Genomic DNA, 16,212 nt, shown 5'->3' on the forward strand with positions numbered 1-16,212 from the left:
CTGTCGTCCTATCGGGTGGCGAACGGCTGGTCCGTGCGGACGATTTCCTTGCCGAAGGGCATGAGGGAGACCGGGAGCATCTTGAAGTTCGCGATGCCGAGCGGGATGCCGATGATCGTGAGGCAGAGGGCGATTCCGGTGGTGATGTGGCCGAGGGCCAGCCACCAGCCTGCGAGGATCAGCCAGAGGACGTTGCCCACGCAGGAGGGTGCGCCGGCGTCGCGGCGGTCGACGACGGTGTAGCCGAAGGGCCACAGTGCGTAGATGCCGATGCGGAAGGCTGCGAGGCCGAAGGGGATGCCGATGATGGTGATGCACAGCAGGACGCCGGCGACCAGGTAGCCGAGGAACATCCAGAATCCGCACAGGACCAGCCATATGACGTTCAGGATTGTCTTCATGGGCGATGACCTGCCATCTGCTCAAGTCGGGCAATGCGCTCCGCCATCGGCGGGTGTGTGGAGAACATCTTGGACATGCCCTGGCCGGGGCGGAAGGGGTTCGCGATCATCATGTGACTCGCGGTCTCGATCTTCGGCTCGGGGGGCAGGGGGAGCTGTTTTGTTCCGGCGTCCAGTTTGCGCAGGGCGCTGGCGAGGGCCAGGGGGTCGCCGGTCAGTTGGACGCCCGAGGCGTCCGCCTCGTATTCGCGGGAGCGGCTGACGGCGAGTTGGATGACGCCGGCGGCGAGCGGGCCGAGGATCATGATCAGCAGCATGCCGAGGATGCCGGGGCCTTCGTCGTCGTTGGACCGGCCGACCGGGATCAGCCATGCGAAGTTGACCAGGAACATGACGACGGAGGCGAGTGCTCCGGCGACTGACGAGATCAGGATGTCGCGGTTGTAGACATGGCTGAGTTCGTGGCCGAGGACGCCTCGCAGTTCGCGTTCGTCCAGGATCTGCAGGATGCCTTCGGTGCAGCACACTGCGGCGTTGCGCGGGTTGCGGCCGGTGGCGAAGGCGTTGGGTGCCTGGGTCGGGGAGATGTAGAGCCGTGGCATGGGCTGGCGGGCCGTGGTGGAGAGTTCGCGGACCATGCGGTAGAGCTGTGGCGCCTCGAATTCGCTGACCGGGCGGGCCCGCATGGCCCGTAGTGCGAGTTTGTCGCTGTTCCAGTAGGCGTAGGCGTTGGTGCCGACGGCTACGAGGAGCGCGACGATCAGGCCTGTACGTCCGAAGAAACTGCCGATGACGATGATGAGTGCGGACAGGCCCCCGAGGAGTACGGCGGTTCTCAGCCCGTTGTGCCGGCGGTGCACGGTACGCCCTCCAAGTGGTGCAGCAGGGGAACCCTTGCTGGGTGGTGCTCCACTCCCCAGTGGAGCCTCCCGTACTGGTCAACGCCAGGCGAGGAGAGCTAGTTCCCTTGTGCGTGCGGCCGGAGGGCAGGGCATGTCCGGCTGTTCGGGCCGGCGCAGGCACTGGGCCGTACGGGTGTCGGGGTGTCGGTGCGGGCGGTCGCCAGGGGTGGGTCAGCGCTGGGCGGGGAGTCCGGCGAGTGCGAGGGCCTCGGGGTCGGGCTTGATCTCGCTGGTGCAGTGGGCGCAGCGGGAGGCGATGGCCGGGATGGCCGTGTAGCAGCGGGGGCAGTCGCGCAGGGAGGCCTTGATGTCGACCTTCTCCTCGGCCTTGACCGTGAAGCGGTTCTGGACCTTCGTCATGGGGACGACGACGCAGAAGTAGAGAACGGCGGCGGTGATCAGGAAGGCGATGGAGGCGCTGACGAACAGTCCGTAGGGGAACTTCACGCCCTCGACCTGGAAGGTGGCCCTGCCGAAGTCTCCGGTGCCTCGGGTGATGACTCCGATCAGCGGCACGATGAATGCGTTGCTGAATCCTGTGACGACTGCGGTGAACGCGGCTCCGACGGCGAGTCCGATCGCCATGGAGATCACGTTTCCGCGCAGGATGAAGTCCTTGAACCCGTTGAGCACTGCCCTGGCTCCTCTTTTGTATGTACGTATGCGTGGTGTGCGGGCATGACCCTGCCCTGTGTGGCCCGGCCGGGGCAAGCCGATCTTGGGCGGTCGGTGCGTGGTCAGAAGAGGTTGACCGCGGCGAACCTGAGCACGAGCTGCGGGGCTCCGGAGAGCACGATGCCGACGGCGGCGGTGAGGGCGATCGCGGCGGTGAGGGACGTCGGTGCGGTCACGCGCAGGGTGGGTGTCGTGCCCTCCGTGCCTGCCGGGGCCGCCGCCGCCTCGGGCTCTTCCGGTGCGCGGAAGAGTGCCGCCGTCCACTGGAGGTAGTAGTAGAGCGCGATCACGACGTTGACGGCCATGACGACGGCGAGCCAGCCGAGGCCCGCGTCGACGGCGGCGGAGAAGACCGTGACCTTGGCGAAGAGGCCGACGATGCCTGGTGGTAGTCCGGCGAGGCAGAGCAGGAAGAAGGCCATGGCGAGCGCGGCGAGGGGGCGGGTGGCGTACAGGCCGCGGTAGTCGGAGAGACGGTTGTCCGGGCTCGTGCGGGAGACGAGGGCGGCCACCGCGAAGGCGCCGAGGTTCACGACGGCGTACATGAGGGCGTACGCGACGGTGGAGCCGATCTGGTCGTTGCTGGAGTACGCGGCGGAGGCGATCGGCACCAGGAGGTAGCCGGCCTGGGCGATGGACGACCAGGCGAGCAGGCGTACAGCGCTGCGGGCGCGGGTGGCGGTCTGGCGGAGCGCGGCGACGTTGCCGATGGTCATGGTGAGTGCGGCGACGACGGCGAGTGCGGGGCCCCAGACGTCTGCGTACGACGGGAATCCGATCACGGTGACGAGGATGAGCCCGGAGAAGCCGACTGCTTTGCCGACGACCGAGAGGTAGGCGGCGACGGGGAGCGGGGCGCCGACGTAGGTGTCGGGGACCCAGAAGTGGAAGGGTGCGGCGGCTGTCTTGAAGGCGAAGCCGACGAGGGTGAGGGCGACGCCCGCCTGGGCGAGGGTGTCGAGCCGGCCGGGTACGTCGTCGAGGCGGGTGGCGAGTTCCGTGAGGTGGAGGGTGCCGGTTGCCGCGTACACGAAGCTGACGCCGAGGAGCGTGACGGCGGTCGCGACGACGGAGGAGAGGAAGAACTTCAGGGCTGCCTCGGAGGAGCGCCGGTCACCGCGCTTGATGCCGACGAGGGCGAAGGCGGGCAGGGAGGCGACTTCGAGGGCGATGACGAGGGTGGCGAGGTCGCGGGCGGCGGGCAGGAGTGCGGCGCCGGCCGCGGAGGACAGCAGCAGGAACCAGAACTCGCCCGCGGGGAGCTTGCGGGTGTCGCCGAGGGAGAGCAGCGCGGTGAGAAGAGCGCCGCCGAGGACGAGGAACTGGATGATCAGGGCGAAGTGGTCGGCCGTGTAGCTGCAGGCCGTGGCGGTGCCGGTGGTGAGGCAGAAGGTGGAGTGGTCGCCGTCGCGCAGAGGGACGAGGAAGGCGAGTGCGGCGACGAGTCCGGCGATGGTCGCCCAGCCGAGCAGCGGCTTGCGCTCCTGGGGGAGGAAGAGGTCGGCGACCAGGATGATCAGGGCGACCGTCGCGACGATGACGGGGGGCGCGATGGCGAGCCAGTCGACGGACTGGACGAGGCTGGTGGTCTCGGCCGCTGTGGTCACGACTTGCCTCCTGCGAGGAGCTTCTGCACGGCCGGGTCGGTGAGGCCGAGGAGGACGGCGGGCCACAGGCCGGCGAGGACGGTGAGGGCGGCGAGCGGTGTCCAGGCGGCGAATTCGTACGTCTGGATGTCGGCCATGCGGTGCGGTTCCTCGCGCTTCTCGCCCATGCAGACACGGCGTACGACGATGAGCATGTACGCGGCGGTGAGCAGGGTGCCGAACGCGCCGATCGACATGAAGGTGAGGAAGGCGGGGCGGCTGAGGCCGTCGGCCGGGTCGAAGGCGCCGAACAGGGCGAGCATCTCACCCCAGAATCCGGCGAGGCCGGGCAGGCCGAGCGAGGCGACGGCGGCGAAGGCGAGGAGACCGCCGAGGCGCGGGGCGCGGCCGTAGAGGGCGGCCCCGGTGGCGCCGGAAAGGGTGTCGAGGTCGGCGGTGCCGTAGCGGTCCTTGACTGCGCCGACCAGGAAGAACAGCAGGCCGGTGATGAGGCCGTGGGCGATGTTGGCGAAGAGCGCGCCGTTGACGCCGGTGGGGGTCATGCTCGCGATGCCGAGGAGTACGAAGCCCATGTGGCCGACGGAGGAGTACGCGATCAGGCGCTTGAGGTCGCCCTTGGAGCCGGGGCGGGCGAGCGCGAGGCAGGCGAGGGATCCGTAGATGATGCCGACGACGGCGAAGGCGGCGAGGTAGGGCGCGAAGGTCTGCATCCCGTCAGGGGTGATGGGGAGCAGGATGCGGACGAATCCGTACGTGCCCATCTTCAGCAGGACGCCCGCGAGGAGCACCGAGCCGACGGTCGGGGCGGCGGTGTGGGCGTCCGGGAGCCAGCTGTGCAGCGGCCACATCGGGGTCTTGACGGCGAGTCCGACACCGATGGCGAGAACGGCGATGACCTGCACGGACGATGTGAGCCCACGGCCGTTGTCAGTGGCGAGTGCCACCATGTCGAAGGTGCCGCTCCTCAGTCCGATGAGGAGCAGGCCCAACAGCATGATCACTGAGCCGAGCAGTGTGTAGAGGATGAACTTCCAGGCGGCGGCCTGCTTCTGTGCGCCGCCCCAGCGGGCGATGAGGAAGTACATCGGGATGAGGACCATCTCGAATGCCAGGAAGAACAGCAGCAGGTCGAGGACGGCGAAGGTCGCGAGGGTGCCTGACTCGAGGACGAGGACGAGTGCGACGAAGGCCTTCGGGGAGGGTCCCTCGGGCATTTTGAAGTAGCTGTAGAGCGCGCAGAGGAAGGTCAGCAGCGCGGTCAGTACGAGGAGGGGGAGCGAGATGCCGTCGATGCCGAGGTGGATGCGGACGTCGAGCGCCGGGATCCAGCTGATGTCGGTGGTGGCCTGCATTTTCGACGGGTGGTCGTGGTCGAAGCCGAGGGCCAGGACGATCGTTGCGATGAGGATCGCGCCGGTGACGGTCACGCCGTGGCGGAGCACCGCCTGGTCGGGGCTCTTTCCCTTCAGCCCGGGCGGGGCGGGCAGGAGAGCGGCGACGGCGCCGATGAGCGGGCCGACGACGATGAACGCGAGAAGGAACTGCATCACGGATTCGCTGATATCGATCACGGCTCACGACCCGGCGTTGACGTTGGCAAAAACGACGGCGGCGATCGCCAGGACAAGGGAACCGGCGAGCAGGGCGCTGAGGTAGGTCTGCACGTTGCCGGTCTGGGCGCGGCGGACGGCGGTGCCGAGCCAGCGTGCGCCGGTGCCGGAGCCGCGTACGTACGTGTCGACGACCTCACGGTCCAGGAAGCGGACGAGGCTCGCTGCGGCCTGGACGGGGCGGACGAACAGTGTCGCGTAGAGGGCGTCCAGGTGGAAGCCGGTGGCGGCGTGGCGGTGGAGGGGGCCGAGCAGGAGCCGTCCGGGGTCGGCCGGGTCGGGGGTGCCCGGGGTGTCGCCGTATCCGGCGGTGTGGTGGGTCATGGCCTCGGCCTCGATGAGTGCGGGTTCGGCCTCGGGGTGGGCGACGACGGCACCGGCGGGGGTGCGGGCGGCGAGGGCCGTGGTGTGACGCCAGGCCCCATAGGTGACGAGGCCGCCGACGAGACCGACGCCGGTGGAGAGGACGGCGGTGGTCACGGACGGGGTGAGGCTGTGGCCGTCGAACCAGTCGGTGATCACGCCGACGGTGAGTCCGAAGCCGATGGTGGGGATGGCGAGGACCCAGAGGACGGTGGTCATCGCGGCGGGCTGCCTGCCGTGGTCGGGGGCCTCGGCACCGCGGCCGCGGAAGGCGAGGAGCCAGAGGCGGGTGGCGTACGCGGCGGTGAGGACGGCGGCGAGCAGTCCGGCGACGAGGACGGTCCAGCCGGCGGCGGCCGGGGCGACGTGACGCTCGCCCAGGGCGGTGTGTTCGGCGGCGACGAGGATGGCTTCCTTGGAGAAGAAGCCGGCGAACGGCGGGATGGCGGCGAGCGCAAGGAGGGCGACGGTCATCGTCCAGTAGGCGTCCGGGATGCGCTTGGCCAGGCCGCCCATGCGCGACATGGCGGTGAGCGAGTTGGTCCCGGCGGCGTGGATGACCACGCCGGCCGCGAGGAAGAGGACGGCTTTGAACGCGCCGTGCGAGAGGAGGTGGAAGACGGCGGCCCCGCGGTCGCCGACGGCCAGGGCGCCGGACATGTAGCCGAGCTGGCCGATGGTCGAGTAGGCGAGGACGCGCTTGATGTCGTCCTGGGCGAGCGCGGCGAGTCCCGATCCGATCATCGTGACCGCCGCCATGACGGCGAGGACGACGAGGGCGGCGCCGGATTCGGCGAAGACGGGGAGGAGCCGGGCCACGAAGTAGATGCCGGCGGCGACCATCGTCGCGGCGTGGATCAGCGCGGAGACGGGGGTCGGGCCGGCCATCGCGTCGGGCAGCCAGGTGTGCAGGGGGAACTGCGCGGACTTGCCCGCGACGCCGGCGAGGAGCAGCAGGGCGATGAGAGTGGGGTGGTCGAGCCCGCCGTTCGCGACGGCGCCGAGGATGCCGGTGATCCGGAATGTGCCGGTGTCGGCGGCAAGCGCGAACAGGCCGATCAGGAAGGGGACGTCGCCGAGCTTGGTGACCAGGAACGCCTTGAGGGAGGCGGCGCGGGCTTCGGGTGTCTCCCAGTAGTGGCCGACGAGGAAGTACGAGCAGATGCCCATGACTTCCCAGCCGACCAGCAGCACCATCACGTCGCCGGAGTAGACGACGAGCAGCATCGCGGAGGTGAAGAGGGAGACGAGGGCCGCGTACGAGGGGTAGCGGGGGTCGTGGCGCAGGTAGGCGGTCGAGTAGATCTGCACGCAGGTCGCGACGAGGCCGACCAGGACGGCGACGAGGACCGCGAAGCCGTCGAGGTGGAGGGCGAGGTCGATCGGGACCGAGCCGGTGGGTGTGAGCCGGGTCGACGCGTCGATGGCCGGGCCGCCGCCCTGGCGTGCGGCGACGACGACGGCGATCACGGCCGCGGCGAGGGTGGGAAGGATCGCGAGGGGGCGTACGTAACCGGGGGCGGTGCGGCCGAGGAGCAGGCCGGCGGCGGCGCCCAGGAACGGAAGGAGTGGGACGAGGACGGCGAGGGTCGTGGTGGTCACGCGGTGGCCTCTGCCTTCTTTGCCTTCCCTGCCGGAGCAGTGGCCTGGTCTTCGGTGCCGGTGGTGTCGTCCTCGTCGCCGGGGAGGGACTCCGCGGCGTCGGTCTCGGCGGTGTCGCGGAGGCGGTCCACGTCCGAGCTGCCGCGGTTGCGGTGGACGGCGAGGACGATCGCGAGGCCGATGCCGATCTCGGCTGCCGCGATGGCGATGGTGAAGAGGGTGAGCGCCTGGCCGGAGTGCAGGGCGTCGCGGAGCCAGACGTCGAAGGCGACCAGGTTGAGGTTGACGGCGTTGAGCATCAGCTCGACGGACATCAGGACCAGGATCGCGTTGCGGCGTGCGAGTACTCCGTACAGCCCGGTGCAGAAGAGGAGGGCGGCGAGCACGGCGGGATAGGCGAGGTGCATCAGCTCTGCTCCTTACTGCGCTTGCGGGACAGGACGATCGCGCCGACGAGGGCGGCGAGCAGCAGGACAGAGAGTGCTTCGAAGGGCAGTACCCAGTGCCGGAAGAGGAAGGCGCCGGTGGCTTCGGTGGATCCGTGGGCCGGTCCGTCCAGGTCGATCCAGGTGGTGCGGAAGGCGTCCACGACGACCCAGACGAGGGCAGCCGCGGCGGCGACCGCGACGCCGAGAGCGGCCCAGCGGTTTTCGGAGTCGGCATCCGGGGAGCGGCCGATGGGGGCCTTGGTGAGCATCAGCCCGAAGAGAAGGAGGACGACGACGGAACCGACGTAGATCAGTACCTGTACCCAGGCGATGAACTCCGCGGTCAGCAGGAGGTACTCGACGGCGAGGCCGCCGAGCGCCACGACCAGCCAGAGGGCAGCGTGCACCAGCTGCTTGGTCGTGACGGTGATGAGGGCTGCGCCGATGGTGGCGACGCCGACCAGGACGAAGGCGATCTCGATGCCGGTCGGGGAGAGGAAACCGGGGTGAGCCGCGGCGGCTGCGAGGGTCACTCCTTTCCTTCCTCTTCTTCCTGCTGCGGGGTCTGCTGGGCTTGCTGGGCTTCTTGGGCGCGCTGGGCTTCGAGCTTCTCCGCCGTCTTGCGGGCGGCGGCGATCTCCTTCGGTTCCTCCGCACCCGGGTCGAGTGCGGGCGGCTCGGGCACCGTCCACATCCATTCGCGGAGCTTGTCCCGCTCATGGGTGAGTTCGAGGATGTCGGTCTCCGCGTACTCGAACTCCGGCGACCAGAACAGCGCGTCGAAAGGACAGACCTCGATGCAGATACCGCAGTACATGCAGAGGGAGAAGTCGATGGCGAAGCGGTCGAGGACGTTGCGGCTGCGTTCGCGGCCGCCCGGTGCGGCGGCGGGCACCGTCTCCTTGTGGGAGTCGATGTAGATGCACCAGTCCGGGCACTCACGGGCGCAGAGCATGCAGACCGTGCAGTTCTCCTCGAACAGCCCGATGACGCCGCGGGAGCGCGGCGGGAGTTCGGGCTGGACGTCGGGGTACTGGGCGGTGACCGACTTCTTCGTCATCGTCCGCAGGGTGACGGCCAGGCCCTTGGCGAGGCCGGAGCCGGGGATCGGAGGCATCAGCTGATCGCCACCTTCACGATGCCGGTGAGCGCGATCTGCGCGAGAGCGAGCGGGATGAGCGTGGTCCAGGCGAGCCTCTGCAGCTGGTCCTCGCGGAGGCGGGGGTAGCTCACCCGCAGCCAGATGACGACGAAGGCGAGGACCGCGATCTTGAGGAGCGTCCAGACCCAGCCGAGTCCCTCGGCGCCGAGCGGGCCGTGCCAGCCGCCGAGGAAGAGGACGGTGGTCAGTCCGCACAGGACGACGATACCCGCGTACTCGGCGAGCAGGAACAGGGCGAAGCGGAGGCCGGTGTACTCGGTGTACGCGCCGAAGATGATCTCCGAGTCGGCGATCGGCATGTCGAACGGCGGGCGCTGCAGTTCAGCGAGTCCGGCCACGAAGAAGACCAGGCCGCCGACGATCTGCCAGGGCAGCCACCACCACTCGAAGGCGTTGACGATGCCGGGAAGGGAGACGGTGCCTGCGGCCATCGCGACTGAGGCGGCGGCGAGCAGCATCGGAAGTTCGTACGCGAGGAGCTGGGCGGCGGTGCGGAGGCCGCCGAGGAGGGAGAACTTGTTGGCCGATGCCCAGCCCGCCATCAGCGAGCCGAGCACTCCCACGCCCATGACGGCGAGGACGAAGAAGATGCCCGCGTCGACGACCTGGCCGACCGCGCCCTCGCTCGGGCCGATCGGAATGGCGACGAGTACGAGGAGGTACGGGAGGAGGGCGACGGCGGGGGCGAGCTGGAAGATGCGGCGGTCGGCCTCGGCCGGGACGATGTCTTCCTTCTGCGCGAATTTCACGCCGTCGGCGACGAGCTGGGCCCAGCCGTGGAAACCGCCCGCGTACATGGGGCCCAGGCGGCCCTGCATGTGGGCCATCACCTTGTGTTCGGTCTGGCCCACGACGAGGGGGACGACCATGAACACCGCGAAGACGATGATGAGCCGGAGGGCGACGTCGAGTACGTCGTTCACGCGGTATCGCCTCCGGCGGGGTGGTCGGGGGTTTCGGGGGTTTCGGGGTTCTCGGGGGTGGCCGCGGGTTCGGTGCCTTCGGGGGTGGGGCCGCTGCGCGGATCCTCTCCCCCGTCCGCCCCTTCCCGAATCGGGGGCTCCGCCCCCGGGCCGCCGCTCCTCGGGCGCCGGGTGGGCTGGGAGGTGTCCTGATCGGGGGTCGGGTCGAAGGCGGGGCGGGCGTGGTGCCAGGGCGCGTCCGCCCCGCGGGGCTTGGCCTGCTCCGGGGCTGCCGCCTTCGGCGTCGGTCCGGGGGGCTCGGCCTCCGAGGGTGCCGTCCCCGGCGCTGCCTCCTTCGGCGCTGCCGACGGGGAGGTTGTCGAGTCCGGCGCCGCAGTGCCCGGCGCGTCGGACTTCGGCGTGGCCGCCGGTTCCGTCGCTGCCGACGTCTGCTCCACCGGCGCCGCCTGCTGGCTCGCCGAGCCCTGGGACGCGCTGCGGGTGCGGCGCAAAGTCGCGGTCGGGGTGGCGGCCGGCGGTGTGGTCCCGGTACCTGCGGAGGCCGGGGCTGCCGGCTCGGGCTGCTGGCTTGCCGAGCCCTCGCTCACGCTGCGGGCCCGGCGCACGGGGCGGTCGCCCGCAGGGCGGGCTGCTCGGGCCGGGCGGGCCGGGGCAGGTGGGAGCTGGCCCTTGAGGGGGCCCCATTCGTTCGGGTCGGGCACGCCCGGCGGCAACATCGTGCGCCGCTTGGGGCCGCCGTGCTCGGATTCGCCCGGTTCCTTGGCTCCCGGCCATGCTTTGGCGACCCTCGCCGCCAGGACGAAGTCCTTGCGCAGCGGGTGGCCCTCGAAGCCTTCCGGGAGGAGAAGGGGGACCAGGTGCGGGTGGCCCTCGAAGCCGATGCCGAACATTTCGTGGGTCTCGCGCTCGTGCCAGGCGGCGCCCGCGTAGACGCCGATGGCGGTCGGCAGGACCGGGGCGTCGTGCGGAACGGTCGTACGGAGCAGGAGCCGGCGGACCTTGCCCGCCGCCGGGGCGGCGACATGGGCGCAGACGCGGAAGCCGGTGCCGGGTTCGTCGACTGCGCTCAGCCAGTCGAAATAGGTGCAGCCCAGCAGGTCGCGGGCCGTTTCGAGGGCGGTGGTCCAGGCGGCCGGCGGGACGTCGACGGTCAGCAAGTCGTAGGCGTGCTCCGCCGTGGCGTCCTCGCCGAAGAGTTCGGTGACGGCTTCCGGCAGGCGGTCGTAGGCCTGCGCCGTTTCCGGATCGGTCACTTCTGCTCCTCCCCCGGGGCCGGCGGGGCGGCGACCAGACCACTGCGGAGTGCGGCGGTGGAGGGGCGGCTGCCGCCGGTCGCGTACCGCTCGCCCAGCGACTCGCGGGCGATCTTCTCCTGGAGCTTGAGGATGCCCTGGAGCAGGGCTTCCGGGCGCGGCGGGCAGCCCGGTACGTACACGTCGACGGGGATGATCTGGTCGACGCCCTTGGTCACGGAGTACGAGTCCCAGTACGGGCCGCCGCAGTTGGAGCAGGCGCCGAAGGAGATGACGTACTTGGGCTCGGGCATCTGCTCGTACAGCCGCTTGACGGCCGGGGCCATCTTGTCCGTCACCGTGCCGGAAACGATCATGAGGTCGGCCTGGCGGGGTCCCGGTGCGAACGGGATCACGCCGAGGCGGATGAAGTCGTGCCGGGCCATGGAGGCGGCGATGAATTCGATGGCGCAGCAGGCGAGCCCGAAGTTGAAGACCCAGAGGCTGTACCGGCGGCCCCAGTTCAGGACCACCTTCATGGGCTCGGGTGCGAGCCGGGAGAGCACGCCGAGCCGTTTCGGTTCGGGCAGCAGCGTCGGCTCGGGCCGGTGCTGCGGCTCGGGGGTCTGCGGGCTCGTCACGTCCATTCGAGGACGCCCTTCTTCCATGCGTAGAGCAGTCCCACGGCGAGGAATCCGAGGAAGATGAACATTTCCACCAGTGTGGTCGCGCCGTATCCGGGTGCTGCAAATACAGTCGCCCAGGGGAACAAGAAGATCGAGTCGACAGCGAAGATCACATAGAGGAATGCGTAGACGTAGTAGCGGACCTGGGTGTGTGCCCAGCCCTCGCCGACGGGGTCCACGCCGCATTCGTAGGTGAGGAGCTTCTCCGGTGTCGGCACCACGGGGCGCAGCAGCCGGCCTGCTCCGAAGGCGACGGCGACGAAGAGCACGCCGATCACGGCGAGCAGTCCGACGACCGAGTAGCTCTGGAAGTAGTCCGACGCGAGAACGGTCGATTCCGGCAGGTCCGCCACGTAGGCCACGTCCGCCCCTCCGCTCCCTCATGCCTGTTCGACGTCTGTACGGAAGTCTAGGCCCTGTTAAAGAGGCGGTAAGCAGCCGCATCGGGCAAAGGGTGGGGTTATCCCTACTTCGCCCCGCCCATGAACCCCATGGCGTGCGCAGGCCCGGCCCGGCAGGCTGGGCGCATGACCTCGAGCCCCCCGGCGCCCGACAACGACCGGCCGCCGCCCGCCCGCTTCGCACTGGATCCGTGGACGTGGAAGGAGATCTGCTATCTCCTGTCCAACCTGCCGGTGGCGGTTGCCGGGTTTGTTTACACAGTTTTCATGATCGGTGTCGGCGTGGGGCTTTCCCTCACGGTGGTGGGTCTGCCGCTTCTCGCCGGCGGGCTGCAGGGGGCGCGGCTGCTCGGCAGGGCGGAGCGGGGCCGTGCCCGTGCGCTGCTAGGGGTGCGGATCGACGAGCCGAGCGCGACCGCGCTGGGCCGCCGTGACCGCGGCGTCCTTCCGTGGCTGTGGTCGAGTCTCAAGGATCCGGTGGGCTGGCGCGCGGTGCTGTATTCCTTCATGCGGCTGCCCTGGGGCGTGCTCACGTTCACGGTGACGTTGGTGAGTCTGTTCGTCCTGTGGCCCGTGCTGCCCTTCACGGCGCGGCTGCTGACCAACGCGGACCGGGCCATGGCGCGGGGGCTGCTCTCGCCCTCGGACGAGCTGGAGCGCAGGATCGCCGAGCTGGAGTCGGACCGGGGTGTGGTCGTGGACACCGCCGCCGCCGACCTGCGGCGCATCGAACGCGATCTGCACGACGGCGCGCAGGCCCGGCTCGTCGCCCTCGCCATGGACCTGGGCCTGGCGAAGGAGAAGCTGGCGCAGGACCCCGAGGCCGCCGCCCGCATGGTCGACGAGGCGCACGGAGAGGTGAAGGTCGCCCTGCAGGAGCTCCGCGACCTCGCCCGGGGGATCCATCCCGCCGTCCTCACCGACCGCGGCCTGGACGCCGCGCTCTCCGCCATCGCCTCCCGCTGCACCGTCCCGGTCACGGTGGACGTGGATCTGCCGTCGCGCCCCGCGGAGGCGATCGAGGGGATTGCGTACTTCACCGTGTCCGAGCTGCTGCAGAACGTCAGCAAGCACAGTGGTGCGCGTTCGGCGTCCGTCGAGGTGTGGCGGTCGGGGGAACGGCTGCTGATCCAGATCAGTGACGACGGCCGGGGCGGGGCGCGGATGGACGGCGGTACGGGGATGTCCGGGCTGGCGGAGCGGCTGGGGGCGGTGGACGGGCTGTTCGTCCTGACGTCGCCGGTCGGCGGGCCGACGACGGTCGTGGCCGAGCTGCCCTGGCGGGACCGGGGCGGGGACGGCGCGGGCGTCGCGAAACGGCCGTAGGGCCTTTCCTGCGGATCGTGCCGGGCTCGCGGGGTGCGGGTACGCCCGTCGGGCCCGGCTCCCTGTTGCGGTCCGATTCCGCAGGAGGGGGCCCAGGCCGCAGTCGGGGGTGGGGAAAACCCCCGGTCGAAAAGGGATACCGGCCTCATGGTGAGAAGTTCCGCCGGGCAGCACTCTTGAGGTGGCGGCCTGTACGGGCCGTCGAAGAGGAACCACTCCACCCGCCGAGCAGAGAAACGGACGGCACCATGGCCACGGCATACGGACCGGACACTCGCGACCCTCAGCGGTCCGGTTCCGGCCCCGAGGACCACCCCTCGGTGAAGCACGTCGTTCCTGCGGTGCTGCGCGCGCCGTTCGAGGCGAGGACCTGGCGCGAGTTCGGCTATCTGTTGCTGAGTCTGCCCATCAGTGTGGTGCTGTTCAGCCTCGCGGTCACACTGACCTCCGCAAGTGCGGGTCTGTTGATCACGTTCCTCGGCATTCCGCTCCTTGCCGGCACCCTGGCCATGTGCCGCGGTTTCGGTGCCATGGAGCGGGTCCGGGCGCGGGGGCTGCTGAGGCTCCGGGTGGCGGATCCGGCGCCGGTGCGCGGCAGGACCGGCGGGTTGATGTCCTGGGTCGGTGCGGTGCTGAAGAGCGGGGCGTCCTGGCGGCACCTTCTCTATGCCCTGCTGCACTTCCCGTGGGCGGTCTTCGCGTTCACCGTCTCGTTGACGTTCTGGGCGTACGGGTGGGCGGCCCTCACGTATCCGTTGTGGCAGTGGGTCTTCCCGGCCTACGCGGGGATCGACGGCATCCAGCTGTACGGCGACGCCACGCACGACGTCTATCTCGACTCGCCCTTCGAGCTGGCCGTGACCAGTGCGTTCGGTCTGATACTCGTGCTCGTCACCCCGTGGATCATCCGTGGTCTGACCTCCGTGGACCGGGTGATGGTGTACGGGCTGCTCGGGCCGTCCCGGCTGGCGTCGCGCGTTTCGGAGCTGGAGTCGGACCGGGGTGTGGTCGTGGACACCGCCGCCGCCGACCTGCGGCGCATCGAACGCGATCTGCACGACGGCGCGCAGGCCCGGCTCGTCGCCCTCGCCATGGACCTGGGCCTGGCGAAGGAGAAGCTGGCGCAGGACCCCGAGGCCGCCGCCCGCATGGTCGACGAGGCGCACGGAGAGGTGAAGGTCGCCCTGCAGGAGCTCCGCGACCTCGCCCGGGGGATCCATCCCGCCGTCCTCACCGACCGCGGCCTGGACGCCGCGCTCTCCGCCATCGCCTCCCGCTGCACCGTCCCGGTCACGGTCGAGGTGGACCTGGCGTCGCGGCCCGCGCAGGCCATCGAGGGGATTGCGTACTTCACCGTGTCCGAGCTGCTGCAGAACGTCAGCAAGCATGCGTACGCGACGCGTGCGACGGTTGATGTGTGGCGTACGGCCGACCGGCTGATGCTGCAGGTCACGGACAACGGGCGGGGTGGCGCGGACCTGTCGGCGGGCAGCGGCCTGGCCGGTCTGACCGAGCGGCTGGACGCGGTGGACGGCATCCTCGTCGTCGACTCCCCGGTGGGCGGGCCGACGCGGGTCACGGCCGAGCTCCCGTGGCGCGGCTGAGAGCCTGTCGGGTGACCTTCGATCGGATGGCGGACGCGGTCTGGTGCGTGCGATTCCAAGGCGCTGCAAGGTCCTCGGATGGGGTCTCCCCTGCTCGAACGAAGCTGAGAGCTTGGGGAAGGAGCTACTAGGACATTTCGGCAACGCGGGAAGCGTGCGTGCCAGGGCGTGGCCGCCCGATCAGAGGTCACCCGACAGGCTCCGAGGCGGACCGCCCGGCCCGCTGCCGCTGTCCCGTCTCATCCCCCTCACGGGCGTTTCCTCGCCCCACCCGTGTCCTCAAGCATTCGGCACAGTCCCCATCGGCGGGCCGATGCTGGGATGCTGGAGGGGTCAGGGACGGATTTCCGTCGGCCGCGGGCCGGCGGACCAGTGCAGTGGGGGAAAAAGCGTCGTGGTGGAGGACAGGGTGCGGGTGGTCATCGCCGAGGATTCGGTACTGCTTCGGGAGGGACTCACCCGGCTGCTGACCGATCTCGGGCATGACGTCGTCGCCGGAGTGGGGGACGCCGAGGCGCTGATCAAGACGGTGAGCGATCTCGCCGCACAGGACGACCTGCCGGATGTGGTCGTCGCCGATGTGCGGATGCCTCCGACCCACACCGATGAGGGCGTACGGGCGGCGGTGCGGCTGCGCAAGGAGTACCCCGGCATCGGGGTCCTGGTCCTTTCGCAGTACGTCGAGGAGCAGTACGCGACCGAGTTGCTGGCCGGCAGCAGCCGGGGGGTGGGGTATCTGCTGAAGGACCGGGTCGCCGAGGTCCGTGAGTTCGTCGACGCCGTGGTCCGAGTGGCACAGGGCGGTACGGCGCTGGACCCTGAGGTGGTGGCGCAGCTGCTGGGCCGGAGCCGCAAGCAGGACGTCCTGGCCGGGCTGACGCCGCGCGAGCGCGAGGTGCTCGGCCTGATGGCGGAGGGGCGGACGAACTCCGCGGTCGCCAGGCAGCTGGTGGTGAGCGACGGCGCGGTGGAGAAGCACGTCAGCAATATTTTTCTGAAGCTCGGGCTCTCGCCCAGTGACGGGGATCACCGTCGCGTGCTGGCCGTTCTGACCTATCTCAAATCCTGAGAATCTGACACCCTGTCAGGCCATCTGGGGCCGATCGGGGGCCTGGGACCAAAGGATGAGTGCCGAGAAGCAGCGAACGACGTCGACCGACAGTCCAGGGGGTTCACGGAATATGGCAAAGCGGTACAAAAATGCGTCTCATAGTGGCGTCCACCATGTGACCGTTCCAGGGAAGGCGACCCTTACCGACGTAGGGTGGGCTTGGGGACCGCCGGCGGGCC

16 protein-coding genes are annotated in these 16,212 nt (G+C 69.9%); 3 read left to right on the forward strand and 13 right to left on the reverse strand.

What is annotated here, in order from left to right:
• Positions 1–8: 8 nt before the first annotated feature.
• The 13 genes from OG395_RS24590 to OG395_RS24650 form a co-directional block, all read right to left on the reverse strand.
• Complete coding sequence (locus tag OG395_RS24590; protein ID WP_266982651.1) at positions 9–401, reverse strand: YccF domain-containing protein; 393 nt, start codon at positions 399–401, stop codon at positions 9–11.
• Entirely contained in the window at positions 398–1,261 is an 864-nt protein-coding gene (htpX, locus tag OG395_RS24595) for a zinc metalloprotease HtpX (RefSeq protein ID WP_327244864.1), read from the reverse strand. The genes OG395_RS24590 and htpX overlap by 4 nt, the downstream gene beginning before the upstream one ends.
• Before the next feature lie 213 nt (positions 1,262–1,474).
• The gene (locus tag OG395_RS24600) at positions 1,475–1,936 is read right to left on the reverse strand and encodes a large conductance mechanosensitive channel protein MscL (protein WP_327244865.1); all 462 of its coding nucleotides are present in this window, start codon (positions 1,934–1,936) and stop codon (positions 1,475–1,477) included.
• A gap of 104 nt (positions 1,937–2,040) precedes the next feature.
• Positions 2,041–3,585: an NADH-quinone oxidoreductase subunit N gene (locus OG395_RS24605; protein WP_327244866.1), complete on the reverse strand. Its 1,545-nt coding sequence runs from the start codon at positions 3,583–3,585 to the stop codon at positions 2,041–2,043.
• A complete protein-coding gene (locus tag OG395_RS24610; RefSeq protein WP_327249443.1) occupies positions 3,582–5,132 on the reverse strand; it encodes a complex I subunit 4 family protein in 1,551 nt (516 codons plus the stop codon). The genes OG395_RS24605 and OG395_RS24610 overlap by 4 nt, the downstream gene beginning before the upstream one ends.
• Before the next feature lie 27 nt (positions 5,133–5,159).
• Positions 5,160–7,160, reverse strand: coding sequence for an NADH-quinone oxidoreductase subunit 5 family protein (locus OG395_RS24615; protein WP_327244867.1), 2,001 nt, complete (start codon positions 7,158–7,160; stop codon positions 5,160–5,162).
• Positions 7,157–7,567 carry an NADH-quinone oxidoreductase subunit NuoK gene (nuoK, locus tag OG395_RS24620; RefSeq protein ID WP_266982661.1) on the reverse strand — a complete coding sequence of 137 codons (411 nt, stop codon included), beginning with the start codon at positions 7,565–7,567 and terminating at the stop codon, positions 7,157–7,159. The genes OG395_RS24615 and nuoK overlap by 4 nt, the downstream gene beginning before the upstream one ends.
• Positions 7,567–8,121, reverse strand: a complete 555-nt coding sequence (locus OG395_RS24625; RefSeq protein WP_327244868.1) for an NADH-quinone oxidoreductase subunit J family protein — start codon at positions 8,119–8,121, stop codon at positions 7,567–7,569. Before OG395_RS24625 ends, nuoK begins: the two co-directional genes overlap by 1 nt.
• Positions 8,118–8,705, reverse strand: coding sequence for a NuoI/complex I 23 kDa subunit family protein (locus OG395_RS24630; protein WP_327244869.1), 588 nt, complete (start codon positions 8,703–8,705; stop codon positions 8,118–8,120). Before OG395_RS24630 ends, OG395_RS24625 begins: the two co-directional genes overlap by 4 nt.
• Positions 8,705–9,673: a complex I subunit 1/NuoH family protein gene (locus OG395_RS24635; protein ID WP_327244870.1), complete on the reverse strand. Its 969-nt coding sequence runs from the start codon at positions 9,671–9,673 to the stop codon at positions 8,705–8,707. The genes OG395_RS24630 and OG395_RS24635 overlap by 1 nt, the downstream gene beginning before the upstream one ends.
• Positions 9,670–10,926 (reverse strand): NADH-quinone oxidoreductase subunit C, encoded by a 1,257-nt coding sequence (locus OG395_RS24640; RefSeq protein ID WP_327244871.1) that lies wholly within the window; start codon positions 10,924–10,926, stop codon positions 9,670–9,672. The genes OG395_RS24635 and OG395_RS24640 overlap by 4 nt, the downstream gene beginning before the upstream one ends.
• On the reverse strand, positions 10,923–11,552 hold the full coding sequence (locus OG395_RS24645) for an NADH-quinone oxidoreductase subunit B (protein ID WP_323135876.1): 630 nt from the start codon (positions 11,550–11,552) through the stop codon (positions 10,923–10,925). Before OG395_RS24645 ends, OG395_RS24640 begins: the two co-directional genes overlap by 4 nt.
• A complete protein-coding gene (locus OG395_RS24650) occupies positions 11,543–11,944 on the reverse strand; it encodes an NADH-quinone oxidoreductase subunit A (RefSeq protein ID WP_266990544.1) in 402 nt (133 codons plus the stop codon). Before OG395_RS24650 ends, OG395_RS24645 begins: the two co-directional genes overlap by 10 nt.
• Before the next feature lie 174 nt (positions 11,945–12,118).
• Between OG395_RS24650 and OG395_RS24655 the strand changes: the two genes are divergently transcribed.
• From OG395_RS24655 to OG395_RS24665, 3 genes are all read left to right on the forward strand, one after another.
• Positions 12,119–13,318, forward strand: a complete 1,200-nt coding sequence (locus OG395_RS24655; RefSeq protein ID WP_327244872.1) for a sensor histidine kinase — start codon at positions 12,119–12,121, stop codon at positions 13,316–13,318.
• A gap of 248 nt (positions 13,319–13,566) precedes the next feature.
• A complete protein-coding gene (locus OG395_RS24660; protein ID WP_327244873.1) occupies positions 13,567–14,922 on the forward strand; it encodes a sensor histidine kinase in 1,356 nt (451 codons plus the stop codon).
• Between the two features lie 409 nt (positions 14,923–15,331).
• Positions 15,332–15,991, forward strand: coding sequence for a response regulator transcription factor (locus OG395_RS24665; protein ID WP_327249444.1), 660 nt, complete (start codon positions 15,332–15,334; stop codon positions 15,989–15,991).
• The last annotated feature ends 221 nt before the right edge of the window (positions 15,992–16,212 follow it).

Origin of the sequence: Streptomyces sp. NBC_01320 (assembly GCF_035974375.1) — a bacterium.
Classification (GTDB): domain Bacteria; phylum Actinomycetota; class Actinomycetes; order Streptomycetales; family Streptomycetaceae; genus Streptomyces; species Streptomyces yanii.

Bases quoted from the DNA above. Each gene is read 5' to 3' on its own strand.
- OG395_RS24590 (WP_266982651.1), bottom strand. From the start codon at position 401: ATGAAGACAATCCTGAACGTCATATGGCTGGTCCTGTGCGGATTCTGG.
- OG395_RS24610 (WP_327249443.1), bottom strand. From the start codon at position 5,132: ATGCAGTTCCTTCTCGCGTTCATCGTCGTCGGCCCGCTCATCGGCGCC.
- nuoK (WP_266982661.1), bottom strand. From the start codon at position 7,567: ATGCACCTCGCCTATCCCGCCGTGCTCGCCGCCCTCCTCTTCTGCACC.
- OG395_RS24630 (WP_327244869.1), bottom strand. From the start codon at position 8,705: ATGCCTCCGATCCCCGGCTCCGGCCTCGCCAAGGGCCTGGCCGTCACC.
- OG395_RS24645 (WP_323135876.1), bottom strand. From the start codon at position 11,552: ATGGACGTGACGAGCCCGCAGACCCCCGAGCCGCAGCACCGGCCCGAG.
- OG395_RS24655 (WP_327244872.1), top strand. From the start codon at position 12,119: ATGACCTCGAGCCCCCCGGCGCCCGACAACGACCGGCCGCCGCCCGCC.
- OG395_RS24660 (WP_327244873.1), top strand. From the start codon at position 13,567: ATGGCCACGGCATACGGACCGGACACTCGCGACCCTCAGCGGTCCGGT.